The 24,274-nt window shown below is 65.7% G+C and carries 22 protein-coding genes and 1 other RNA gene; 16 read left to right on the top strand and 7 right to left on the bottom strand.

Translation table 11 applies throughout. The annotated features are described in order from the left end of the window. Positions 1 to 26 precede the first annotated feature (26 nt). A complete protein-coding gene (locus tag NX05_RS13400) occupies positions 27 to 2,687 on the top strand; it encodes a sensor histidine kinase (RefSeq protein WP_039436654.1) in 2,661 nt (886 codons plus the stop codon). Then, positions 2,677 to 3,393, top strand: coding sequence for a response regulator (locus NX05_RS13395; protein ID WP_017118337.1), 717 nt, complete (start codon positions 2,677 to 2,679; stop codon positions 3,391 to 3,393). Before NX05_RS13400 ends, NX05_RS13395 begins: the two co-directional genes overlap by 11 nt. A gap of 13 nt (positions 3,394 to 3,406) precedes the next feature. Here NX05_RS13395 and NX05_RS13390 read toward each other — a convergent pair whose 3' ends face one another. From NX05_RS13390 to NX05_RS13375, 4 genes are read right to left on the bottom strand one after another with little or no spacing between them, the layout of a single operon-like run. Then, on the bottom strand, positions 3,407 to 4,792 hold the full coding sequence (locus tag NX05_RS13390; protein WP_039436655.1) for an FAD-binding oxidoreductase: 1,386 nt from the start codon (positions 4,790 to 4,792) through the stop codon (positions 3,407 to 3,409). Further along, positions 4,789 to 5,328, bottom strand: coding sequence for a metal-dependent hydrolase (locus tag NX05_RS13385; protein ID WP_039436924.1), 540 nt, complete (start codon positions 5,326 to 5,328; stop codon positions 4,789 to 4,791). The genes NX05_RS13390 and NX05_RS13385 overlap by 4 nt, the downstream gene beginning before the upstream one ends. A gap of 29 nt (positions 5,329 to 5,357) precedes the next feature. Beyond that, the gene (locus tag NX05_RS13380) at positions 5,358 to 5,726 is read right to left on the bottom strand and encodes a YraN family protein (RefSeq protein WP_010367666.1); all 369 of its coding nucleotides are present in this window, start codon (positions 5,724 to 5,726) and stop codon (positions 5,358 to 5,360) included. A gap of 4 nt (positions 5,727 to 5,730) precedes the next feature. Continuing rightward, the gene (locus tag NX05_RS13375) at positions 5,731 to 7,461 is read right to left on the bottom strand and encodes a penicillin-binding protein activator (protein WP_039436656.1); all 1,731 of its coding nucleotides are present in this window, start codon (positions 7,459 to 7,461) and stop codon (positions 5,731 to 5,733) included. A gap of 81 nt (positions 7,462 to 7,542) precedes the next feature. On the opposite strand from NX05_RS13375, the gene rsmI reads away from it, so the two are divergent. From rsmI to rnpB, 3 genes are all read left to right on the top strand, one after another. After that, a complete protein-coding gene (gene rsmI / locus NX05_RS13370) occupies positions 7,543 to 8,370 on the top strand; it encodes a 16S rRNA (cytidine(1402)-2'-O)-methyltransferase (protein WP_026112344.1) in 828 nt (275 codons plus the stop codon). A 490-nt stretch (positions 8,371 to 8,860) separates the two neighbouring features. After that, the gene (locus tag NX05_RS24455) at positions 8,861 to 9,079 is read left to right on the top strand and encodes a hypothetical protein (protein ID WP_026112348.1); all 219 of its coding nucleotides are present in this window, start codon (positions 8,861 to 8,863) and stop codon (positions 9,077 to 9,079) included. An 18-nt stretch (positions 9,080 to 9,097) separates the two neighbouring features. After that, positions 9,098 to 9,447: RNase P RNA component class A (gene rnpB / locus NX05_RS13715), an RNA gene on the top strand. Positions 9,448 to 9,731: 284 nt separating this feature from the next. On the opposite strand, the gene NX05_RS13360 is transcribed toward rnpB, so the two are convergent. Genes NX05_RS13360 through NX05_RS13350 form a run of 3 tightly spaced genes read right to left on the bottom strand, consistent with a single transcriptional unit; the run spans position 9,732 to position 11,113 of the window. Next, positions 9,732 to 10,049: a CcdB family protein gene (locus NX05_RS13360; protein ID WP_010367656.1), complete on the bottom strand. Its 318-nt coding sequence runs from the start codon at positions 10,047 to 10,049 to the stop codon at positions 9,732 to 9,734. Next, positions 10,046 to 10,297 (bottom strand): type II toxin-antitoxin system CcdA family antitoxin, encoded by a 252-nt coding sequence (locus NX05_RS13355; protein WP_010367654.1) that lies wholly within the window; start codon positions 10,295 to 10,297, stop codon positions 10,046 to 10,048. Before NX05_RS13355 ends, NX05_RS13360 begins: the two co-directional genes overlap by 4 nt. A gap of 48 nt (positions 10,298 to 10,345) precedes the next feature. Next, positions 10,346 to 11,113 (bottom strand): NRDE family protein, encoded by a 768-nt coding sequence (locus NX05_RS13350; RefSeq protein ID WP_039436659.1) that lies wholly within the window; start codon positions 11,111 to 11,113, stop codon positions 10,346 to 10,348. A 315-nt stretch (positions 11,114 to 11,428) separates the two neighbouring features. On the opposite strand from NX05_RS13350, the gene mraZ reads away from it, so the two are divergent. The 11 genes from mraZ to NX05_RS13295 are packed head-to-tail and all read left to right on the top strand — an operon-like array spanning position 11,429 to position 24,163. Next, positions 11,429 to 11,884: a division/cell wall cluster transcriptional repressor MraZ gene (mraZ, locus tag NX05_RS13345; RefSeq protein ID WP_104607691.1), complete on the top strand. Its 456-nt coding sequence runs from the start codon at positions 11,429 to 11,431 to the stop codon at positions 11,882 to 11,884. 14 nt (positions 11,885 to 11,898) lie between these two features. Beyond that, positions 11,899 to 12,957 (top strand): 16S rRNA (cytosine(1402)-N(4))-methyltransferase RsmH, encoded by a 1,059-nt coding sequence (gene rsmH, locus NX05_RS13340; RefSeq protein ID WP_039436660.1) that lies wholly within the window; start codon positions 11,899 to 11,901, stop codon positions 12,955 to 12,957. Next, on the top strand, positions 12,954 to 13,217 hold the full coding sequence (gene ftsL, locus NX05_RS13335) for a cell division protein FtsL (RefSeq protein ID WP_005991913.1): 264 nt from the start codon (positions 12,954 to 12,956) through the stop codon (positions 13,215 to 13,217). Before rsmH ends, ftsL begins: the two co-directional genes overlap by 4 nt. Positions 13,218 to 13,272: 55 nt before the next feature. Further along, positions 13,273 to 15,141: a peptidoglycan D,D-transpeptidase FtsI family protein gene (locus tag NX05_RS13330; protein WP_017118331.1), complete on the top strand. Its 1,869-nt coding sequence runs from the start codon at positions 13,273 to 13,275 to the stop codon at positions 15,139 to 15,141. Between the two features lie 8 nt (positions 15,142 to 15,149). After that, positions 15,150 to 16,625: a UDP-N-acetylmuramoyl-L-alanyl-D-glutamate--2,6-diaminopimelate ligase gene (locus tag NX05_RS13325; RefSeq protein ID WP_172645765.1), complete on the top strand. Its 1,476-nt coding sequence runs from the start codon at positions 15,150 to 15,152 to the stop codon at positions 16,623 to 16,625. Then, a complete protein-coding gene (locus NX05_RS13320) occupies positions 16,622 to 18,133 on the top strand; it encodes a UDP-N-acetylmuramoyl-tripeptide--D-alanyl-D-alanine ligase (protein WP_039436664.1) in 1,512 nt (503 codons plus the stop codon). Before NX05_RS13325 ends, NX05_RS13320 begins: the two co-directional genes overlap by 4 nt. Further along, on the top strand, positions 18,123 to 19,208 hold the full coding sequence (mraY, locus tag NX05_RS13315; RefSeq protein ID WP_010367638.1) for a phospho-N-acetylmuramoyl-pentapeptide-transferase: 1,086 nt from the start codon (positions 18,123 to 18,125) through the stop codon (positions 19,206 to 19,208). Before NX05_RS13320 ends, mraY begins: the two co-directional genes overlap by 11 nt. Then, positions 19,208 to 20,503, top strand: coding sequence for a putative lipid II flippase FtsW (ftsW, locus tag NX05_RS13310; protein ID WP_039436666.1), 1,296 nt, complete (start codon positions 19,208 to 19,210; stop codon positions 20,501 to 20,503). Before mraY ends, ftsW begins: the two co-directional genes overlap by 1 nt. After that, complete coding sequence (gene murG / locus NX05_RS13305) at positions 20,500 to 21,780, top strand: undecaprenyldiphospho-muramoylpentapeptide beta-N-acetylglucosaminyltransferase (RefSeq protein WP_039436668.1); 1,281 nt, start codon at positions 20,500 to 20,502, stop codon at positions 21,778 to 21,780. Before ftsW ends, murG begins: the two co-directional genes overlap by 4 nt. Then, entirely contained in the window at positions 21,777 to 23,210 is a 1,434-nt protein-coding gene (gene murC / locus NX05_RS13300) for a UDP-N-acetylmuramate--L-alanine ligase (RefSeq protein WP_039436671.1), read from the top strand. Before murG ends, murC begins: the two co-directional genes overlap by 4 nt. Continuing rightward, positions 23,207 to 24,163 (top strand): D-alanine--D-alanine ligase, encoded by a 957-nt coding sequence (locus NX05_RS13295; RefSeq protein ID WP_039436673.1) that lies wholly within the window; start codon positions 23,207 to 23,209, stop codon positions 24,161 to 24,163. Before murC ends, NX05_RS13295 begins: the two co-directional genes overlap by 4 nt. Positions 24,164 to 24,274: the final 111 nt, after the last annotated feature.

Raw genomic sequence — 24,274 nt, 5'->3', positions numbered from 1 at the left:
GCGATTCCCGATTCCAGATTCCCCGAATGAATGACGCCCGCACCCAGCAAGCCGATGCATTGATCGGCGAATTACAGCGCGAACACGGTGGGCGGTTGACGGTGTTCCTGGGTGCTGCGCCGGGGGTGGGCAAGACCTACGCCATGTTGTCGCGGGCGCGCGAGCGCCTGCGGCAGGGCATGGATGTGGTGGCCGGCGTGGTCGAAACGCACGGGCGCAGCGAAACCGCTGCGTTGCTGGAGGGTTTGCCGCTGCTGCCGCGCGCTCGCGTGAGTTACCAGGGCCGCATGCTGGAAGAACTCGATCTGGATGCACTGCTGGCACGCAAACCGCGGCTGGCCCTGATCGACGAACTGGCGCACCGCAACGTGCCCGGCAGCCGCCATGAGCGGCGCTGGCAAGACATCGTGGAGTTGCTCGATTCCGGCATCGACGTCTACACCACGGTCAACATTCAGCACCTGGAAAGCCTCAACGACATCGTGCTGCGCATCACCGGCGTGCGCGTGTCCGAAACCGTGCCCGATGCCGTATTCGACCGCTTGCGCGATATCGTGCTGGTGGATCTGCCGCCACGCGAACTGATCGAGCGCCTGCAGCAGGGCAAGGTGTATCTGCCCGAGCAGGCCACGCAGGCCTTGCAGGCGTTTTTCTCGCCCTCCAACCTCACCGCATTGCGCGAGTTGGCGATGCAGACCGCAGCCGACCGCGTCGACAGCGATCTGCGCGACACCCAGGCTGCGCGCGGTTTGCCTGGCACCGCTGCATTGCGACGCCGCGTGGTGGTGGCCATCGATGGCCGTGGCAGCTCGGATTATCTGGTACGCGTGGCGCGGCGTTTGTCGGAGCGGCGCGATGCACCGTGGACGGTAGTCACCGTGCAGACGCGCACTGTCACCGATGCGGCCTGGCAGCTGGAAATCGACCGCGCGTTCGCGTTGACGCGTCGCCTCGGTGGCGATACCGCATTATTGCACGGGACCAATGTCGCCGAGGCCTTGTTGGATTTCGCCTCGCAGAACGGCATCTCCACCCTGGTGCTGGGGCGCACCCGCGAACGCCCGCTGGCACGCATGTTCAATCGCACGTTGACCCAGCAGCTGCTGCAACGTGGCGCGCATTACGAACTGGTCATCGTCAGCTCCGCCGATGCGCGTGCACGTGCGCGTCAGCGCTGGCGTCATCCGCGCCAATGGCTGCAGCGCTACGACCTGGTATTCGCTGCGATTGCAGCGGCCGGTGCGGTGGGCGTGGCATGGTTGCTGCAACGCTGGACCGACATCGACGACTTGTCGATGGTGTTCATCGTCGCAGTCGTGCTGGTGGCCTCGCGCACGCGCATGGCCGCGGCGGTGGTCGCCGCGCTGCTGAGTTTTGTCGCCTACAACTTCTTCTTTATCGAACCGCGCTTCACCTTGCAGATCAGCGCGCGCCAGGGCGTGGTGACGGTGTGCATGTTCCTGATCGCCGCGTTGGTTGCGGGCCGCCTGGCCTCGCGTTTGCGCAGCCAGGTGTTGGCCTTGCGCGCGGCCAATGCGCACGCCAATGCCTTGCAGGCGCTGGCCCGCCAGCTCAGCACCGCTGCCGATCTGGGCCAGGTGCTGGAAGCCGGCCGTCGCGCGCTGACCACCGCGCTGGATGCCGATGTCTGGCTACGCCTGGAGCAGCGCGAAAGCGACGCACCCACCAGCTTCGGTGCGCTCGATCGTAGCGCCGCCGATTGGACCCAGCGGCATGGCCAGCCGGCCGGCCGCTTCACCGATACCCTGGCCGGGGCGCAGTGGTGGTGCTTGCCGGTGCGCCATGAGCGCGGCACCCTTGGCGTCGCCGCGCTGCGCTTTCGTCAGGGCGTGCAGCGGCCCGGTCTGGAACAACGCCGCCTGGCCGACGCGATGGTGGAAGACATCGGCCAGGCGGCGCTGCGCACGCGCCTGGTCGCCGATCTGGAAGGTGCACGCGTGAGTGGCGAAACCGAGCGCCTGCGCTCGGCATTGTTGTCGTCGGTCTCGCACGACCTGCGCTCGCCGCTAGCCTCGATGATCGGCTCGGCCAGCAGCCTGGCCAGCTACGGCGATGCGATGGACGCGCACGACCGCCACAGCCTGCTCGACACCATCCAGCTCGAAGGCGAGCGGCTGGATCGCTACATCCAGAATCTGCTCGACATGACCCGGCTCGGCCACACCGGGCTGACCTTGAACCGCGACTGGATCGGCGTGGACGAATTGATCGGCTCGGCCACCCGCCGCCTGCAGCGCTACCAGCCCGACGTGCGCCTGCAGCTGGAACTGGCCGCCGATCTGCCGGCGATCTGGGTGCACCCAGCGCTGGTCGAACAGGCCATTTTCAACGTGCTGGAAAATGCGGCGAAATTTTCGCCAGCCGATGCGCCGGTGACCGTGCAGGCGCAGCTGCGCGTTGGCGCATTGCAGATCGACATCGGCGACCAGGGCCCGGGCATTCCCGAAGACGAACGCGCGCGCATCTTCGACATGTTCTACAGCGTGGAGCGCGGCGACCGTGGGCGCAACGGCACCGGCTTGGGCCTTGCCATCTGCCAGGGCATGATCGGCGCGCACGGCGGCAGCGTGGAGGCATTGGCAGGCGCGCATGGTCACGGCACCACAATTCGCATTACGCTGCCGTTGCTCGTTCCCGCCGCGCCACCTCGCCCTGATGCCGACTGACCTCACTGCCATCCCGCCAGCCCGTGTGCTGATCGTCGACGACGAGCCGCAGATTCGCCGTTTTCTCGATATCAGCCTGCGTGCGCAGGGCTACCGGGTGCTGCAGGCCGGCACCGCCGAAGAAGGCCTGGCCTTGCTGGCCGGGCAGGGCGCCGAACTGGTTGTGCTGGACATCGGCCTGCCCGACCGCGATGGCCATGAGGTACTGCGCGAGATCCGCCAGTGGTCCAGCGTGCCGGTGATCATGCTCACCGTGCGCGCCGGCGAAACCGAAAAGGTTGCCGCGCTCGATGCCGGTGCCAACGATTACGTCACCAAACCCTTCGGCGTGCAGGAATTGATGGCGCGCATCCGCTCGTTGTTGCGTCAGGCCGGTGCCGGCAGCACGGTGGAAGAAAGCGTGTTCGACGACGGCCGCCTGCATATCCACCTGGGCCTGCGCGAAGTCACACTCAACGGCGAAGCCGTGCCGCTGAGCCGCAAGGAATACGCACTGCTCGCACTGCTGCTCAAGCACGCCGGCCGCGTGGTCACCCAACCGCAGTTGCTGCGCGAAGTGTGGGGCCCCACCCACGAAGACGACACCCACTACCTGCGCATCCTGGTCGGCAAACTGCGCCAGAAATTGCAGGACGACGCCGCCGCCCCGCACTACATCGTCACCGAGCCTGGCGTGGGTCTGCGGTTTATCGGCGTGACGCGCTGAGGCAAGCGCGTTACTAGGCGGGCGGCAGGACTTTCCCCGGATTCAAGATGCCACCCGGGTCCAAAGCGGCCTTGATCGCACGCATTGCCGCCAGCGTCGGTGCGCTGAATGCCTGGGTCATGAAGTCGCGCTTGGCCACGCCGATACCGTGCTCGCCGGAGAGCGTGCCTTCCAGCGCCAGCACCAGCGTAAACAGGCGTGGCAGCGCGGCATGTGCGCGTGCGTCTTCGTCGGCATCGGCCGGGTCGTACATGATGTTGACATGCAGGTTGCCGTTGCCCGCGTGACCGAAGGCGACGATGGGCAATGCGAATTCCGCAGCGAGCGCTTCCACGCCAGCGACCAGTTCGGGAATGCGCGACACCGGCACCACCACGTCTTCGTTGATCTTGCCCGGCTTGATGGTGCGCAAGGCCGGCGACAAGGCGCGGCGTGCGGCCCACAGCTTGTCGCGCGCGCTGCCATCGGCGGCCACGTCCAGGCTCAGCACGCCCTCGCCATCGGCGGCGTCGTGCAACGCCTGCAACGCGTACGGCAAGGTGTCGTGATCGCCGTCAGCTTCGATCAACAACATGGCGCCGGCGTCGGGCACATCGCTGCCGTTGCGGCGTAGCAAAGCAATCGCGCTGGCATCCATGAATTCCAGCATGGTCGGCGTGGTCGGTTGCGCCATCAGCCGCGATACTGCGGCCGCCGCGCTGGAGGCATCGCGGTACAGCGCACGCAAGCCAGCCTGGGCGAGTGCGCGCGGGGTCAGCTTTAAAGTTGCCTCGACGATGATCGCCAGGGTGCCTTCGCTGCCGACCAGCAGATGCGTAAGGTCGTAGCCGGTGGAATTTTTGGTGTACGCACCGCCACAGTGGATCACCTCGCCGGTACCGGTCACCGCCACCAGGCCGAGTACGTTGTCGCGGGTCGCGCCGTACTTCACCGCGCGCGGGCCGCCCGCGTTGGTGGACAAATTGCCGCCGATACTGCAGATCTCCGCGCTGGACGGATCCGGCGGCCAGAACAATCCGTGCGGCTGCAGCGCCTGTTGCAGGTCGCCATTGAGCAGGCCCGGTTGCACCACTGCGCAGCGGTCTTCCGGGCGCAGCGCAACGATGCGATTCATGCGCGCCATCGATACCACCACGCCGCCGGAAAACGGCACTGCCGCGCCGGTGGTGCCAGTGCCGGCGCCGCGCGCCACGATCGGCACACCGTGCGCACGGCACGCCTGCACGATCGCCACCACGTCATCGGTGTCGCGCGGCAACGCCACCGCAGCAGGCAATGCCCAGCGATGCGAATCGTCTTCGCCATAGCGGCGGCGTGCATCGTCGGCGGTCAACCAGCCATCGGCACCGAGGCGCGCGGCCAACAGCTCGGCAAGTGCGGTGGGAAGTACATCGGTCATGACACGTGGTCCTGTGGTGCCGCGCGCTGGATGCATTTCCACCCCAGCACGGCGACGGTGAGCGGCAACCAGACCCAACGCAGCTCGGAGAGCAGCGTGGTCAGGCCGCGCGCATTGAAGAAGCCGGTCGCGAATGGCGACACCCGAATCGGCCGCCACGCTGCGAACCAGCGGGTCTCGCTCCGTGGCCAGCCCAGCGCAACACCCAGGCCGCCGGAGGTTATCGCATCCAGCAGCGGGTGCGACGCGGTGCAGACGAACAAAAACACAGTTGCCTGCACGGCATCCGCTCGCAACAGACGATGCGCTGCAAGGCCGAGCAACGCCATCAACGCAGCGAACAACAGCGAGTGGCTGGCGCCGCGATGGCCGAACGCATCGGCGTAGGGAATATGCAGCGCGAATGCCAGCACATCGGCATCCGGCAGCATCGCCGCCACGATGCCGGCCGCGAGCAGGCGCGGCGAGATGCGGCCGCGTTCACTGGCGCACCAGAGCGCCAATGGCACTGCAGCATGGGTCATGATGCTTGGCATCGGAACGTCGGTGTGCGCGTCGGTGGCGGTCAGCAATCGTCGGCGCGGAAGGCGTCGCGGATCCACTGCAATACCGGCGGCTCGCCGCTGGCATCGACCACATCGAAGCGGCAGGGCAGCGCCGCCAGTGCGGGGTGGGCGCCAAGAAACAGCTGCGCAGCCAGCACCAGCTTGCGGCGCTTGCGCCAGTCCACCGATGCCGCGCCGCCGCCGAAGCGGTCGTCGCGCCGGTAACGCACTTCCACAAATACCAGCGATTGCCCGTCGCGCATCACCAGATCGAGTTCGCCGCCGCGGTAGTTGGCATTGCCGACCACCAGCCGCAGCCCGGCTTGCTCCAGCAACGCGCGTGCGGCCGCTTCGACCGCCGCACCACGCTGCTGACGTGCCGCCGGCATGGTCTCAGCGGCCGTCGGCGATCGGTGTCGGGCGGCCACCGTTGAAGGTGGACCAGGCCGGCGTGCGCAGCACATTGCCGAAGCCATCCAGGTGCAAGGTGCCGGTGGCGCCGCGCAGCCCACCATCGCTGCCGGTGGCGAGTTTTTCCAGATACGCGGTGATCTTCCACGCGTCGTAACCGAACGCGAACAGGCGGGCGGCCGGGCCGCGTGCGCTGGGCAGGGTGCTGGCCACCTGGCTCACTGCCGGCAGGCCGGACACGCCCAGCGCGGTCCAGGTTTCGCTCGGGTAGACGATGCCATCCAGCGCCAGATCGTCTTCGACCTTGCCGGTGCCGGCCACCAACTGCGAGGTGCCCACGCGTGATTTGCCGGCGAACCCGGCCAGTGCCAGCTGCGGCGCCAGCACCCGCGCGGTGTTGCCGCGCACTGCCAGGAACACTGCATCGGCGGTGCCGTAATTGCGCAACTGCGCACCGATGTCGCCTGGCGCATCGGCCACGCTGATGCTGCCTGCGACGGCGCCGCCGCGTTCGGTGAAGCGGTCGCGGAAGGCCTTGATGGTGCGCTTGCCGTTGTCGTCGCTGGTACCGACGATCAGCACGTTGCGGCGCTCGCGCGAGAGCAGATATTCGGCAGCCATGATGCCGTCGTCCTCCGGCGCCAGCGAGAACCCGGCGCTGCCGCTGGGCGGGGCCTTGTTGTCGGCGGGGCGGTTGAGTGCCAGCACCGGCACCGCGAGCTGGCCGCGCGCAAACAGCGCGCTGACTTCGTCGCGCCCCAACGGGCCGACCACGTAATCCACCCCGGCGCTCACTGCCTTGTCATAGGCGGCATTGGCACCGGCTGGCGTGCCGGCGGTATCGAAGAACTGCACTTCCGGGCGGCGGCGGGTTTCCGCGTAGTAGCCGGCCAGCAAGCCATCGCGCACCGGCGCGGCGGCAGTGGCCAGGTTGCCGGTGATCGGCAACAGCACACCCAGCTTCGTCGGCGGACGGTAGCCGTCGCGCTCGGCCGGCGGGCGCTTGCTGGTATCGAAGCCCCATTGCGCATCACGCTCGAACGCGCGCGGCAGCCCTAGCCCGCGGCTGATCAGTGCACGCCCGGCGAAGTTGTACAGCGGGTCGCCGGCCGGCAGTGCGGCGGTGCGAGCCTTGAGGGTGGCATCGTCGACGGCGGCGAGCAGGCGCACGATCGCACGCTGGTTCTCGCTGCGTGCAGTGCCGGTCAGGCTGGCATCGGCGCGCGCGCGGTCGGCGGCGGCGCCGAACAGGTCGCCGGTGGCTTCCAGTGCAGCGGCACGTGCCACAAACCAACGCGTCTGCAGCGGCTGGGTCAGTCCCTGCGGGCTGTCGCCCAACGCCTGCAGCGCCTGCGCACCCTGCTTGTCGATCACGGCCAACTCGCCGGTGAGTAGCCCGAAACGGGCGCGTTCCTCGCCGCTCAGCTGGCGCGCGTTGACCTGCGCCAGCAACGTGCGGGCACGCGCATCGTCGCCAGCGTCGTGCCAACCGAACGCGGCTGCAGCCAGCAACCGGCTGCGCTGCGCACCGCTGGCACTGGCGGATTCGGCTTCCAACTGCTGCGCGGCGTCGCGCGGCTTGCCTTGATCCAGCAGTGCCAGCGCCGCGCTCTGCGTCGGCGAGGCGGTCGGCGTGATGCTGCTGGTGGCACAACCGGCCGCCAGCATCACCATCAGCGAAAGGGCGGAGATCCTTGCAACACGCTTGTTCATTTCAGATCCATTGGACAGGGGCCGCCGGGGCGGACCGTTAAAAACGCTACGATTCTACCCTTTGCCCCCGGAAAACCGCTGATGACGTCCCCTGGAACCCTGCACGTGGTCGCCACGCCGATCGGCAACCTGGCCGACCTGTCGCCGCGCGCGCAGGAGGTGTTGCGTGGCGTGGCCGCAATCTGCGCCGAAGACACCCGCCATACCCGCCAGCTGCTGAGCCATTTCGGCATCGACCGCCCGCTGCTGGCCCTGCACGACCATAACGAAGAGGCCATGTCCGAACGCATCGTGGCGCGCCTGCGCGAGGGCGAATCGCTGGCCATCGTCAGCGACGCCGGCACTCCGCTGGTCAGCGACCCGGGCTTCAAACTGGTGCGCGCCGCGCGTGTCGCCGGCATCAAGGTCAGCCCGGTGCCGGGCGCCTGCGCGGCAATCGCTGCGCTCAGCGTGGCCGGCCTGCCCAGCGACCGCTTCAGCTTCGAAGGCTTTCTGCCGGCCAAGAGCGCCGCCCGCCGCGAGCGCCTGGCGCGGCTGGCAGGGGAGACCCGCACCCTGGTGTTCTACGAATCGGCGCACCGCATCGTCGAATCGCTGGCCGACCTGCGCTTTGCCTTCGGTGACGAGCGCCCGGCAGTGATTGCCCGCGAATTGACCAAACTCTTCGAAACCGTGCTCGACGGCAGCCTGGCGCAGCTGCAGGCGCAGGTCGAAGCCGACGACAATCAGCGCAAGGGCGAATTCGTGGTGATGGTGCAGGGTGCCGCCAACGCCGCCGAAGGCCAGCTCGCCGAAGGCCGCCGCGTCTACGCCAAGCTCGCCGAACACCTGCCGCCGTCCACCGCCGCCAAGCTCGCCGCCGAGCTGACCGGCGCGCCGCGCAAGGCGTTGTATGGCGGTAATGGCTGACCCAACGACTGCCGAAGGCAAAAAGAAGGCGCTGGAGCTGCGTCAGTTCCAGTGTGTCTTGACGAACTGGCCGGATGCATTTCCGCTGCCGATCGGCGAGATAGAACAGCCCAAAGAGCCTGCTGCAGACATCCGTTTTCGCATTGACGACGGCTCAACTTATGCAGTCGAGATCACCCGGCTTTTGCGTCCGGATGGAAAAGCGCTCGTTCGGGCGCGTGAAAAATTACTAGCGTCGCTGAAGCCGCGATTGGCGCAGCTTCTGCCTGGCGTACAGATCAGTCTTGGTTTTACGGATCAACCGCTCCCGAAGCTCCCAGACGCAATTGAACAGGTGGAGCATCTGTTGGCCGGGCAGTCGAGATTGATCGAAGGCAATCAGGTCATCAGGAGAGGGCTCCCCGATTTCTTGAGACATGTGCAACTCTGGCCTGCTGCCCGGGCGGAGGTGGTCGGGGGCGGCGTCTTTGAAGTGCCCGCCCTCGCTCAGTTGCAGGTGTCGACATGCATTCTGCAAAAGCAGGCGAAGATCGAGGGATATCGCGCGCATGCCGACGCTGTCGCGCTGCTGATCTATTGCCCGAGGGCGCCTTCGCACGCACAACTCGCGATGCCAGCCGAGGCGGCTAGATGGTCATTTGCCCATCAGTTCGAACGTGTGGTGCTGTATGCCGAAGACAGCGCTGGGCGGGGTGTGGTCTGGCAATAGCGTATAGTTCGCCCCGGCGGAGTCGGCCAGACAGTCGCGTCACTCGCAAGAGTGCCGAGGAAAGTCCGGGCTCCATAGGGCAAGGTGCCAGGTAACGCCTGGGCGGCGCAAGCCGACGGAAAGTGCAACAGAAAGATACCGCCTACGTTCCTTTCGGGGAGCCGGTAAGGGTGAAATGGTGCGGTAAGAGCGCACCGCGAGTCCGGTAACGGACCGGCACGGCAAACCCCACCTGGAGCAAGACCAAATAGGGATCCATTGGCGTGGCCCGCGCTGGATCCGGGTAGGTTGCTTGAGCGCTGCGGTGACGTAGCGCCTAGACGAATGACTGTCCACGACAGAACCCGGCTTATCGGCCGGCTCCGCCGCCTTTTTTGGGCGTAGGCCCAAAATAAGGCGCCCACGCTGCGTACCGCTGTTGGCGGTACAAAACGCGGGTTCCGCTCCGTGGCATGCCAGAACCCCGCGGCTGTCACCGCGCCCCCTTGACTCAAGGGTGGGCTTGCACTCGGTGAGTTGTCAGGTGCTTTCGGCTGTTTGCCATCAATGCGATTGCTGCTTCGATCCTTGTTGCTTGGCTTGGGCTTCGCCCTCGTGGCGAATGCTTTGTCCGTTGCTGCGCCCTTGCTTGAGGCTTTTTTTTGTTTTGCGTTTAACCGAACGAGCGGGTGAATAGCTCGTCCAGGGCGTCGATGATGATCTGGCCTTGGTCCTTCAATGTGCCGGCTGGTTTGTTGAGGACGGCCAGCGGCACCGAGGTCATTTCCAGGGGTTGCAGGATGACGCTGTGGCCGGCGACGGTGAGTTCCGGGGTGAAGCGGGATGGGGTCGGGGAGTGCTTGGACTTTCGAACCAGGGGGATGACGACACGGCGTGGTGAGGCGTCGAAAATTTTCGACTGAACGACAACCACGTACGGGATGTTCTTGTTCTGGCCGACATTGGCGTAGACATCGAACTGGTCGGTCATAGCGTGGAGAACTCGTCGGCGAAGGAGCCGTGCGCCTCAGTGAAGGCCTTCCATTCGCTCGCGGCGCGTTGCAGCTCAAGCGCTCTTGCGCTGTGGCTATCGCGTTCCTTGGTGACGTACTCGGCCAGCAACTCTTCCACCTTTGCCGAAAGGTTGCCGGTCATCGCGCGGGCTTGCGCTGCCAGGTCGGCGTTGATGGTCAGATTCAGCGGCTTCTTCTGCGCAGAAACATCGTAGTAGCGGTTCATGCGTGGCTCCCAATGTTATGCGCATAGTATGCGCATGATTGGGGGTCGTCAAAGCGTTCCGGGGATTGCCAGCCTTGTCTGGCCCTGGAAAATCCCGTTCGGGCCGAAGCGGCGCTCATGGATGAAGCCGTGGCCGCGATGGTCCACCGCCACGATGGTGCTGGCGCGGGTGCCGTAGCTGGGCCCGGTGATGAAGGCGGCCGAGAGCAGGCGTTCGGTGGCCAGGTCCACGCCGGTCTGCGGTAGCGCAGCGTCGGGGGCGATGGCTGGGTTGCCCAGTGCAGCCCACAGCGGCTGCAGGTCTTCAGCGCCGTCTGCGCACCAATGGCGCAGCACGTTGGTCAGTGCGGCGGTCTTGGGCCACAGTGCGTCCAGCGGTCCGTTCGACATCCCATGGACGCCCGCCGCCAGTTGCCGCGCCAGTGGCGGGTGATTGCTGAGGTGCTCGCAACGGTCGGCGTCGCATAGCAACAGGTTGAAAGGTGGGAACGCGTGGGCGGCGCCGGCCAGTGCGTCGGCGTATGCGGTAGCGCCCAGGCTGCCGGACAGATAGTCCGCAATCAGATGCCCGCGCGAGCGCCCCGAGGCGGTGGCAAGTGGGTCGCGCACGTTGGTGACCACCGCAGCGCGGCCGTCCTGACCCAGGCCAACCCAACTGCCACCAGAGCGCAGGTCGCGACCTGCCAGCACGTTGGCGGCCGGTGCCGCCCACTGCGCCAGCGCCGCGGTGGGGCGTTCGTGGAATTCATCGCGGTTGCCCGCCAGCAGCAGGCGCCAGCGAGGGTGAGCTTTCCAGGCAAGAGCGACCAGGCACATGCCACCAATTGTTACGTGTTTGCGCAATTTGAGGTATGCAGCTGGCGCAATGTGAAGTGAGACTGCGGCCGAGTTTACATGCCCTTCACGCCCCTGAATTTCCGTTCAATCTCAAAATCTGAGACGAAACAGCAACTTGTGGATAACCTTTGAACAAGTCTCTAAAGAGTGCTGCAACTCATTGATGCGACTAGCGATTTATGGACCTCAAAGTTGTTGACAACCTTTGACGCGCTGCTAAGGTGGACAACGGAGGGAAAACCAGGTGTTTTGTGGTTTTTCGTGGTTCAATGATCCCCCAGCGGGTATTCGAGGTTGCATTCGGTGTTTCAGGGCGAGACTGCCATCACGGTGGACGACAAGGGGCGTATGGCGGTGCCAACTGCATACCGCGACCTCGTCACGCGTGTCAGCGGCAACCGCCTGGTCCTCACCTACAACCCGTTCGAAGCCGGATGCCTGTGGCTGTATGCGGAAAAGGAGTGGGAGCGGGTGCGCGAGGATGTGATGTCCAAGCCCAATACCCAGCGCGTAGTCCGCACGCTGCAGCAAAAACTGGTGGGTTCTTCGGCCGTGCTCGAGCTGGACGCCAATGGCCGTCTGAGCATCCCGGCCAGCCACCGCAACGCGGTGGGCATCGAGAAAAAAGCCGTGCTGCTGGGCATGGGCGACAAGTTCGAACTGTGGAGCGAGCAGGCACATCGCGCACTGATCCAACAGACATTGTCTGACGGGGATCTGGGCGATGAATTGCTCGATCTCAGGTTGTGAGCCGGGGTGCCCGGATGCGCGGTGAAGCGCAGCCCGGTCACCCGGTGTCGCAGTCCCCGGCGGCCCATGTGCCGGTGCTGTACACGCAGGTGCTGGATGGCCTGCAAGTGACCGAAAACGGAACCTATCTCGATGGCACGTTCGGGCGTGGCGGACACGCACGCGGTGTGCTGGAACATCTTGGCCCGGGAGGTCGACTGCTGGTGATGGACAAGGACCCCGAAGCGATCGCAGTGGCCGAACAGACGTTCGGTGGCGATGCGCGCGTGTCCATCCATCGCGGCAGTTTCGCCGGGCTCGGTCAAGTGGTTGCTGCGGCAACCGTCGACGGCATCCTGCTGGATCTGGGTGTGTCTTCGCCGCAGCTGGACGTGGCCGGGCGCGGTTTCAGTTTCGGCAAGGACGGCCCGCTGGACATGCGCATGGATCCGGACAGCGGCCAGAGCGCGGCTGAGTGGCTGGCGCATGCCAGCGACCGCGAGATCGCCGATGTGCTGTGGACCTATGGCGAAGAACGCCAGAGCCGCCGCATCGCGCGTGCCATCGTGGCGCGCCGCGCCGAACAGCCGTTGCTGCGTACCGCGCAACTGGCCGACCTGATTGCCTCGGTGATGCCGCGCGGCGACAGCAAGACCCACCCGGCGACACGCAGCTTTCAAGCGATCCGCATCTACATCAACCGCGAACTCGACGATCTGGAAGCCGGCCTGGATGCAGCGCTGGCCGCGCTCAAGCCCGGCGGCCGTCTGGCGGTGATCAGCTTCCATTCGCTGGAAGACCGCATCGTCAAGCAATTCATGGCCCGCTACGCCAAGGCCCCGCCGAGCAATCGCCGCCTGCCCGAAGCGCAGCCGTTCGTGCCGACACTGCAGCTGGTGAGCGGTGCGATCAAGGCCGACGACGCCGAATTGAACGTCAATCCGCGTGCACGCAGTGCGGTATTGCGGGTGGCGGAGAAGCTGGGAATGGGAAATGAGGAATCGGGAATGGGGGACGGCAGGAGCGCCGCTGCTTCCCGATTCTCGACTCCCGATTCCCGATTCCCGGCGTCACCGAACGGTGGCGCCGCATGAGCCGCTTGCTGCTCATCGTGCTGCTTGCCTGCAGCATCGCCTCGGCGATCGGTGTCGTGTACATGCGCCACATGCATCGCAAGCTGTTCGTGCAGTTGTCCAAGCTCGAGCACACGCGCGACGAATTGAATATCGAATTCGGCCGGCTGCAGCTGGAGCAGGCCACGTGGGCGGAAAGCAACCGGGTCGATCAGGTCGCGCGTGCGCGCATCGGGATGAAGTTCCCGGAGACCAACGACATCGTGGTGGTGCGCCCATGACCAATCAGCAGCACAGCCGCTTTGCACGGCGCAGCTGCGCAGCGGGAGGTGCGCGGTGAAGGCCGGCCGCAACCGCCCCCGCAGCAATTTCAATCTCCGTGGTCGCCTGACCCTGGTCGGCATCGCGTTGGGCCTGTGCTCGGTGACGCTGATCGGGCGCGCCGCGTTCGTGCAGCTGGTTAATCGCGATTTCTATCAGCGTCAGGGCGAAGCGCGTTACCTGCGCGAACTGCCCATCGCCACCTCGCGCGGCATGATCACCGACCGCAACGGCGAGCCGCTGGCGGTGTCCACGCCGGTGGAATCGATCTGGGTCAATCCGCAGGAACTGCTGCGTAACCCGGACCGCATTCCCGAACTGGCCAAGGCGCTCGGACAGCCGCTGGATGAATTGAACGCCAAGCTGGCGCAGAAGGCCGGCAAGGAATTCATGTACCTGCAGCGCCGGATCAACCCGGACAAGGCGCATGCGATTGTCGATCTGAAGATTCCGGGCGTGTTCTCGCAGCGCGAGTTCCGTCGCTTCTATCCGCAAGGCGAGGCGATGGCCCACGTGCTGGGCTTCACCAACATCGACGACCGCGGCCAGGAAGGTCTCGAACTTGCGTTCGACGAATGGCTGCGCGGCAAGCCCGGTTCCAAGAAGGTGGTGCGCGATGCGCGCGGCGCCATCGTGGAAAGTGTGGACCTGGTGCGTCCGGCGCAGCCGGGCAAGGACCTGACGCTGAGCATCGACCGCCGCATCCAGTTTCTTGCTTACAAGGAACTACGAAACGCCTTGGTCGAAAACAACGCGGCCGGCGGTTCGATGGTGGTGATGGATGTGGCCACCGGCGAAGTGCTGGCGATGGTCAACCTGCCCACCTACAACCCGAATTCGGTCACCGGCATCAACCCGTCGGCGCGCCGCAACCGCGCGGTCACCGATCTGGTCGAGCCGGGTTCGACGATGAAGCCGCTGACCGTGGCCACCGCGCTGACGGCCGGCGTGGTGACCAAAGACACCATCATCGACACCAACCCCGGCTACATGTCGGTGGGGCGCTTCACCATTCGCGATGTGCCGCGCAACAACGGTGTGCTCAACGTCACCGGCGTGATCACCCGCAGCTCGAACATCGGCGCGGCCAAGATCGCCGCCAAGGTGCCGGACCAGACCTTTTATCAGTCGATCCGCAACTTCGGTTACGGCAGCGCGCCGCATAGCGGTTTTCCCGGCGAATCGGCCGGTGTGGTGTTGCAGCCGGCACGCTGGAGCGGCCCGTCCAAGACCACGATGTCGTATGGCTACGGCTTGTCGGTGACACCGCTGCAGATTGCGCAGGCATACGCCACGCTCGGCAACGGCGGCAAGCTCACGCCGCCGACGTTCGTGCGCGGCCAGCACAACGAAACCCGTCAGGTGATCACGCCGGAAGTGGCGCGCCAGGTCATCGACATGATGGAAACCGTGGTCACCCAAGGCGGCGCCAAGGGCGCGGCGATTCTGGGGTATCACGTGGCCGGCAAGACCGGTACCGCGCGCAAGAATGGCGCCAACGGCTACGAGCGCGGGCATTACAACGCGCTGTTCGCCGGCCTGGTGCCGGCCACGCGCCCGCGCTTTGCCACCGTCATCGTGATCAACGATCCGCAGGGCAAGGTGTACTACGGCGGCCTGGTGTCGGCGCCGGTCTTCCACCGCGTGATGGAAGGCGCGCTGCGCTTGATGGACGTGCCGCCGGACGACATCCAATCGTGGCTGGCCGCGCAAGCTGCCGGTAAAACGGGTCAGCCCACGGTCAAGCCGCAGCCGGCCGATCTGGATCCGGCGCTGGTGCCGGACCCTGTGGACGAAGTGTCTGCCGGCATTCCGACCGCAGTGGCACCACCGCCGGCCAACGCGCCAGCGCAGCCTGCGCCGTTGCAGGAGAGCCGCCAATGAGCCGCTCCATGGCGCTCTCGCAGTTGCTGCCGGACGTGGCACTGCCGCACGACGTGCAGGTCTCCGGTCTGGTGATGGATAGCCGTGTGGTGGCTCCGGGCGATGCGTTCGTGGCGATCGCCGGCTTCGGTGCGCATGGCCTGGGCTTTGTCGAACAGGCGCGCGCCAATGGTGCGGGTGCGGTGTTGTTCGAGCCTCCGGCTCCAGACGGTATGCCGGTCCCGGCCGATGCGATTGCCGTGCCCGGTCTGCGCGCGCGCCTTGGCGTGATGGCCGATCAATTTCATGGCCGGCCGTCGCATGCGATGCGGATGGTTGGCGTCACTGGTACCAACGGCAAGACCTCCACCGTGCAGTTGCTGGCGCAGGCGCTGACGCTGCTCGGGACACCCACCGGCACGCTCGGCACCCTGGGCGTCGGTCTGTATGGCGCGGCCGTGCCGACCGGTTTCACCACGCCGCTGGTGCTGCCCACGCATGCGTTGCTGGCGCAGTTGCGCGATGAGGGTGCGCAGGCGGTGGCAATGGAAGTCAGCTCGCACGCGCTCGATCAGGGCCGCGTGGATGCCGTGCATTTCGATGTCGCGGTGTTCACCAATCTCACCCGCGATCATCTCGATTACCACGGTGACATGGCGCAGTACGGCGCTGCGAAGGCCAAGCTGTTCACCCGCGCTGGCTTGAAAGCGGCGGTGGTGAATCTGGACGATGCCTTTGGCCGCACGCTGTTCGCCTCGCTCGATCCCGCACTGCGTGCAATCGGTGTGAGCTCGCGCGCGCAGGCCGATGCCAGCGTGAGCGCGCAGGCACTGCAGCTGGACCACAACGGCATCAACTTCGCGCTGAATATCCAAGGCGAAGTGCATCCGGTGCATTCGCCGCTGCTGGGCCGCTTCAACGTGGACAACCTATTGGCGGTGGCTGGCGCGTTGTGGGCGCTGGAGACTGCACCTGCGCAGATCGCCACTGTGCTTGGCCAGTTGCAGCCGATCCATGGCCGCATGAATCGGCTCGGTGGCGCACATGGCGCACCGTTGGTGGTGGTTGATTACGCGCACACGCCCGATGCGCTGGAACAGGCATTAAGCAGCCTGCGTTCGCATGCGCAGGACCGGCTGATCTGCGTGTTCGGCTGCGGCGGCGAACGCGACACCGGCAAGCGCCCGCAGATGGCGGCGATTGCAGAACTCAACGCCGACGTGGCCATCGTCACCGACGACAACCCGCGTGGCGAAAATGGCGACGCGATCGTGGCCGATATCCTGCGCGGCTTCGCGCGCCCGGATGCCGCCATCGTGCAGCGTGACCGCGCTGCTGCGATCCATCAGGCCATCGGCATGGCCAGCGCGTCCGACATCGTGTTGATCGCCGGCAAGGGGCATGAGCCATACCAGGAAGTTGCCGGCGTGCGGCATGCCTTCGACGACGCCATCGTGGCGGCGCAGGCGCTGCTGCCGCGCACCGTGCTGGGAGTGCGCCCATGAAGCTCACTCCACTGTCGTTGATTGCGCATTGGGCCGGTGGCGAGCTGCATGGCGACGACGCCATGATCGATGCGGTGGGCAACGACACCCGCACGCTCGCCAATGGCAGCCTGTATATCGCGCTGCGCGGTGAGCGTTTTGATGGGCACGACTTTGCCGCCGACGCCGTCGCGCACGGTGCCAGCGGATTGCTGGTGGATCGCCTGCTGCCGGCGCTGAGCGTGCCGCAGGTGGTGGTGGAAAACACCGAGCTGGCATTGGCGCGGGTTGCTGCCGGTATGCAGCGCGACCGCGCCACACGCGTGCTTGCGCTGACCGGCTCCAACGGCAAGACCAGCGTCAAGGCGCTGCTGCTCTCGATCCTGCAGGAAGCCGGGCGCGTGGATGGCACCACCGTGTACGCCACGCCGGGCAACCGCAATAACGAGATCGGCCTGCCGCTGGCGGTGATTGCCGCGCCTGACGATGCGGATTTTGCGATCTACGAAATGGGCGCCGGCAAGCCGGGCGATATCGCCTATCTTACCGATATCGCGCAGCCCCATGTCGCGCTGGTCAACAACATCGCGCCTGCCCATCTTGAGCGTCTGGGCAGCTTGCTCGGCGTTGCACAGACCAAGGGCGCCATCTACACCGCGCTGCCCGCCGATGGCGTGGCCGTGATCAATGCCGATGACGCGTTTGGCATGTGGTTCGAGCAGCAGTTGCAGGCGCAGCCGGTGCAGGGACGTCGCATCTTGCGCTACGGCTTGCAGATCAGTGCCGATATCTCGGCGCGTCAGCTGCAACTGCAGGCTGGTGCTGCGCAGTTCACCTTGGTGACCCCGCAGGGCGAGGCGCAGGTTGCGCTGCCGTTGCCGGGCCGGCACAACGTGCTCAACGCCTTGGCGGCAACCGGTCTGGCACTCGGTGCCGGTATCGCCTTGCCGGTGATCGCGGCCGGTCTGGCACAGGCGCATCCGGTGGCCGGTCGGCAAATTGCACAGACCTTGCCGAGTGGCGCGGTGCTGATCGACGACAGCTACAACGCCAACCCCGGCTCGCTGGATGCGGCCATCGACGCTTTGGCCGCCGCACCGGGCGACGGCTGGCTGGTGCTCGGCGACATGCGCGAGCTCGGTGCCGAAGGTGTCGCATTGCACGCCGCTGCCGGACGTCGCGCACGTGCGGCCAAGCTGCAGCGGCTCTACGCGCTGGGCGAGCTCAGCGCCGCCGCGGCGCAGGCATTTGGCGAAGGAGGCCGCGTGTTCGCCACCCATGCCGAGTTGATCGACGCCCTGCAGGCGGATCTGTTCGATGCCGCCAGCCGGGAAACACGCACACAGCAACACGCATCAGGAAATACGCAGGAACATGCAGTGATTCACCAACAGCAATCGCCGTCCACGGCCGCTCTTTCGGGTGCCGCCTCCATCACGATCCTGGTGAAGGGCTCGCGCGGTAGCGCGATGGACCGCGTCGTCACCGCGCTGCTCGCATCTGCGGAGGGCGCATCCCATGCTGCTTGAGTTGGCCCGTTGGCTGCAGCAACTGGAGAGCCTGTTCGGGCTGTTCAACTATCTGACCTTCCGCGGCATTTTGGCTGCGCTGACCGCGCTGTTCCTGTCGTTGTGGATGGGCCCTGCGGTGATCCGCAAGCTCGCCCAGTTCAAGGGCGGCCAGCCGATCCGCCAAGACGGCCCGCAAACGCACTTTTCCAAGGCCGGCACGCCGACCATGGGTGGCTCGCTGATCCTGCTCACCGTCACCCTGTCGGTGCTGCTGTGGGGCGACCTGCGTAACCGCTACGTCTGGTTGGTGCTGGCGGTGATGATCTGCTTCGGTGCGATCGGCTGGTACGACGACTGGATCAAGATCGTGCGCCGCGACCCGAACGGCCTGAAATCGCGCTGGAAGTATCTGTTGCAGTCGATCTTCGGTCTGGCCGCCGGGTTGTTCCTGTACTACACCGCCGACGTCCCGGCGGCGATCACGTTTTACATTCCGATGTTCAAGTCAATCGCGTTGCCACTGGCCGGCGTGAGCTTCGTGGTGATCGCCTACTTCTGGATCGTGGGCTTCTCCAACGCGGTGAACCTCACCGACGGCCTGGATGGTTTGGCCATCATGCCGACCGTGTTGGTGGCCTGCGCGCTGGGCGTGTTCGCGTATGCGTCGGGCAACGTGGTGTTTGCCGAATACCTGAAAATCCCGCTGATTCCCGGTGCCGGCGAGCTGATCATCATTTGCTCGGCGATCGCAGGGGCAGGCTTGGGCTTTCTCTGGTTCAACACCTATCCGGCAATGGTGTTCATGGGCGACATCGGCGCGCTGTCGCTGGGCGCGGTGCTCGGCACCATCGCGGTAATCGTGCGTCAGGAGATGGTGCTGGTGATCATGGGCGGCGTGTTCGTGATCGAAACGCTGTCGGTGATGATCCAGGTGGCCAGCTTCAAGCTCACCGGCAAGCGCGTGTTCCGCATGGCGCCGATCCACCACCACTTCGAACTCAAGGGTTGGCCGGAGCCGCGCGTGATCGTGCGTTTCTGGATCATTTCGGTGGTGCTGGTGCTGATCGGCCTTGCCACGTTGAAGGTGCGCTGATGAACGACATGTCCCGCCAAGCCACACGACTGGACGCCATCGGCGGCCGCTACGATCCGTGGCTGCTCGGGGCCGCGGCCACGCTCGCCTCGCTGGGCGTGGTGATGGTGGCATCCAGCTCGATCGAGCTGTCCGACAACCCGTTCTATTACCTGACCCGCCACCTGCTGTTCCTGGGTATCGGCGTTGGTCTGGCGTTCTGGGCGATGCGCACCGAGCTCAAGACCATCGAGCAATACAACCAGGTGTTGTTGCTGGCCTGCTTCGGCCTGCTGATGGTGGTATTCGTGCCGGGGCTGGGCAGCAGCGTCAACGGCGCCAAGCGCTGGATCAATCTGGGCGTGTCGAAATTCCAGACCGTGGAAGCGGTCAAGGTGCTCTACATCGTGTGGCTGTCCAGCTACCTGGTGCGCTTCCGCGATGAGGTCAACGCCACCTGGCCGGCGATGCTCAAGCCGCTGGGCGTTGCGATCGCACTGGTCGGCCTGTTGCTGATGCAGCCGGACTTCGGCTCGTCCACGCTGTTGCTGGCGATTACCGCCGGCATGCTGGTGCTGGGCGGCGTGAACCTGCCGCGCATGTCGATGCCGATCGTGATCGGGCTGCCGATCTTCGCCTTCATCGCGATCCTGGAGCCGTATCGCCTGCGTCGCATCACCTCGTTCCTGGACCCGTGGGCCGACCAGCTCGGCTCCGGCTATCAGTTGTCGAACGCCCTGATGGCGGTCGGCCGCGGCCAGTGGACCGGCGTAGGCTTAGGTGCATCGGTGCAGAAGCTCAATTACCTGCCCGAATCGCATACCGACTTCATCTTCTCGGTCATTGCCGAAGAACTCGGTTTCATCGGCGTCTGCGGTGTGGTCGCGCTGTATGCGCTGCTGGTCGGCCGCGCGTTCTGGCTGGGCATGCGCTGCGTGGAAATGAAGCGGCATTTCTCCGGCTACATCGCCTTCGGCATCGGCCTGTGGATCGCGATGCAGAGTTTTGTGTCGATTGGCGTCAACCTGGGCATCCTGCCGACCAAGGGCCTGACCCTGCCATTGATCTCCTCCGGCGGTTCGTCGGTGCTGATGACCTGTGTGGCGATTGGCCTGTTGCTGCGCGTGTCCTACGAAATGGATCGTGCAGAGCGCTTGCGCAGCAAGTTGTCGCCGCAGGGCGAAACTGCTGCTGCACCCGCGCCTGTGGCAGCGGCACCAGCTGCCGCGGCCCCCGTGGCACCGGCCTCTGCGATCCTGCGCGGCACCAGCCGCATGCAGCCGCGTGTGGAGCCGACGTTTGGGAGGATTGCGTGAGCGTTGCTGCGCATCCCTCGCAAACTGCCGCGCATCCATTCGCGGGAGTTCGCCCAGTGATGATTCTGGCGGGCGGCACCGGTGGGCATATCTTCCCGGGACTGGCCGTGGCCAAGGTGTTGCGTGCACGCGGCGTGCCGGTGACCTGGCTGGGTGCCGATGGCGCCATGGAAGCCCGTCTGGTACCGCAGCACGATATTCCAATCGATACGCTGGCCATCAGCGGCCTGCGCGGCAAAGGCGTGGTGAAGTTGCTTGGTGCGCCGGTGCGGGTGATGCGCGCGGTGCGCGCCGCCGGCTTTGTGCTGCGCAAGCGTCAGCCGCGTGCGGTGATCAGTTTTGGCGGCTTTGCCGCCGGCCCGGGCGGCCTGGCTGCGCGCTTGCTTGGTGCGCCGTTGCTGGTGCACGAACAAAATCGCGCACCTGGCATGACCAATAAGGTGTTGTCGCGTTTTGCGCGCCGCGTGCTGACGGGATTCCCCGGCAGCTTCGCTGGCGAAGAAGCGGTAGGCAACCCGGTGCGCGCAGAAATCGCCGCACTGCCTGCGCCGGCGAACCGTTTGGTCGGCCGCACTGGCCCGGTGCGCGTGCTGGTGCTGGGTGGAAGCCAAGGCGCGCGCGTGTTGAATCAGGCGGTGCCGACAGCGCTGGCCGCACTCGGTCATCCGGAGGTCGACGTGCGCCATCAGTGCGGCGAAAAGCTGCGTGCCGAAGCCGAAGCGGCGTACACGCAGGCCAGCGTCAACGCCAGTGTCGAGCCCTTTATCGCCGACATGGCCGCCGCCTATGCGTGGGCCGATCTGGTCGTGTGCCGCGCCGGCGCATCCACGCTGGCCGAGTTGTGCGCCGCCGGTGTCGGCAGCGTGCTGGTGCCGTTTGCCGCCGCCGTCGACGACCATCAAACCCGCAATGCCGAATACCTGGTCGGCGCCGACGCCGCCGTGCTGCTCAAGCAGGACGACAGCCTGGCAGTGCGCTTGCAGCAGGTGTTGCAGACCCTGCTCACCGACCCGGTCCGTCGCCTGTCGATGGCCAACGCTGCACGCACCCTGGCCAAACCAGACGCCGCCGAGCGTATCGCCGACATCATTCTTCAAGAGGCCGGGAGTGGTAAATCGGGAATGGGGAATGGGCAGAGCTCAGAACAACCGCAGGAACAGACATTGATGCACGCAGACAAGCGCCCCGACCAAGTTTCCGTCGCCGCTGGCGCTCAGCTTTACACGATTCCCGATTCCCGACTCCCGATTCACACCTCCGCAGGAGGTGCCCAGTGATCCGCCGTCTGCAGGACAGTGGCGATCTGGTGCGTGCATTTCCGCGCGTGCATTTTGTCGGCATCGGCGGCACCGGCATGAGCGGCATTGCCGAGGTGATGCTGACGCTAGGCTATGAAGTCTCCGGCTCCGATAACTCTGATAACGCGGCCACGCGTCGCTTGGCCAAGCTGGGTGCGCGCGTGATGCGCGGCCACTCGGCGGCCAACGTGTTGGGCACCGATTGCGTGGTGGTGTCCAGCGCCATTCGCGACGACAATCCCGAGCTGATGGAAGCGCGCAGCCAGCGCATTCCGATCATGCCACGTGCCGCCATGCTGGCCGAGCTGATGCGCTTCCGTCGCGGCATTGCGGTGGCCGGCACGCATGGCAAGACCACCACCACCAGCCTGGCTGCAGCTGTGCTGAGCGAAGGCGGGTTGGACCCGACATTCGTCATCGGCGGGCAACTGCTGGCCGCCGGTGCCAACGCAAAACTCGGTGGCGGCCAATGGCTTGTTGCCGAAGCCGACGAAAGCGATGGCAGCTTCCTGCGCCTGAATCCGTTGATGGCGGTCATCACCAACATCGATTCGGATCACCTGGAAAACTACGGCAACGACTTCGCCCGCATCCAGGCCGCATTCGCCGAATTCCTGCAGCGCCTGCCGTTCTATGGCCTGGCGCTGCTGTGCATCGACGACCCGGAAGTGGCTGCACTGGCCGGCAAGACGCCGCGTCATGTGATGAGCTACGGCATGAGCGAAAACGCCGACGTGCGCGCCGAAGATGTGATGCAGGACGGTCCGCGCATGCGCTTCACGCTGCGCCTGCCGGAAGGCACCACCACGCCAGTGACGTTGGCATTGCCGGGTCGTCACAACGTGCTCAATGCCTTGGCTGCTGCCGCGATCGGCTGGCAGCTCGGCGTAGCGTCGGAAACCATTGCACGCGCGCTGGAAAATTTCGCCGGCATCGGCCGTCGTTTCAACGATCTGGGCGAAGTCACCACCAGCACCGGCGCGCGCGTGCGTGTGGTCGACGATTATGGCCATCACCCGCGCGAGCTCGAAGCCGTGTTCGCTGCAGCACGTGGCGGCTGGCCGGACAAGCGTCTGGTCGTTGCCTTCCAGCCGCACCGCTATAGCCGCACCCGCGATCAGTTCGACGCCTTCGCTGCCGTGCTCAGCACCGTCGACGCGCTGGTGTTGAGCGAAGTCTACCCGGCCGGCGAAGCACCGATTCCGGGCGCCGATTCACGTGCGCTGGCACGCGCCATCCGTGCGCGCGGCCGTAGCGAGCCGGTGGTCGTCGGCCAGATTGCCGGCCTTGCCGAAGTGTTGCCGGACGTGCTGCAAGACGGCGACCTGCTGTTGATGATGGGCGCTGGCGATATCGGTTACGTGGCACAACACATCATCAACAACGGTTTCGTCGGAGAGCAGGCATGAGCGCGGTCATCGCCAATGCCCGCATCAGCGATCCGGCCGCTTTTGGCCGCGTCGCCGTGTTGCTCGGCGGCACTTCGTCCGAGCGCGAAGTGTCCTTGAATTCCGGTAGCAACGTGCTGGAAGCGCTGCGCGCACGCGGCGTGGATGCACAGCCGGTCGATGGCATTCCAGCGTTGGCCAAGGCGTTGGTCGCGCAGCAATTCGATCGCGTGTTCAACGTACTGCACGGCCATAACGGCGGCGGCGAAGACGGCATCGTGCAGGGCTTGATGGAAGCCTTCGGCGTGCCGTACACCGGCTCGAACGTGCTTGGCTCGGCGCTGAGCATGGACAAGATCCGCACCAAGCAGGTGTGGTTGTCGCTTGGCCTATCAACGCCGCGTTACGCGCGGTTGGCTGCTGGCGCCAGCGCCGCGGAGATTCACGCTGCTGCACAACAGATCGGGTTGCCGGTCATCGTCAAGCCGGCCAATGAAGGCTCCAGCGTCGGCGTCAGCCGCGTGTTCGACCAGGCACAGCTTGAAGAAGCAGTGACCCTGGCTGCGCGCTACGACGGCGCGCTGTTGATGGAGCAATTGATCGAAGGCGACGAACTTACCGTGGCCGTGCTCGGAGACACCGCGTTGCCGTCCATCCGCATCGTGCCCAAGGGCCAGTGGTACGACTACAACGCCAAGTACCTTGCCGAAGACACGCAGTACCTGTGCCCGGGGCTGGAAGGCGATGCCGAAGCGCAGATCCGCCAGCTCGCGCTGGACGCGTTCCGCGCTGCCGGCTGCCGTGGCTGGGGCCGCGTGGACGTGATGCGCGATGGCAGCAGCGGCGAGCTGTATCTGCTGGAAGTGAATACCGCTCCCGGCATGACCAGCCACTCGCTGGTGCCCAAGGCCGCCCACCAGCTCGGCATCGATTTCGAAACGCTGGTCTGGCGCGTGCTGGAGCAGACGCTGTGATGCAGGGAATGGGGAATCGGGAATCGGGAATCGCAAAAGCGACAGCCGGCAGTGCGCCGCTGTTGACGATTCCCGATTCCCGATTCCCCATTCCCGCGTGCGGAGCATGCG

Source organism: Xanthomonas vasicola (assembly GCF_000772705.2).
In the GTDB taxonomy this organism is placed as follows: Bacteria; Pseudomonadota; Gammaproteobacteria; order Xanthomonadales; family Xanthomonadaceae; genus Xanthomonas; species Xanthomonas vasicola.
This window is presented reverse-complemented; position numbering and strand designations above follow the sequence as displayed.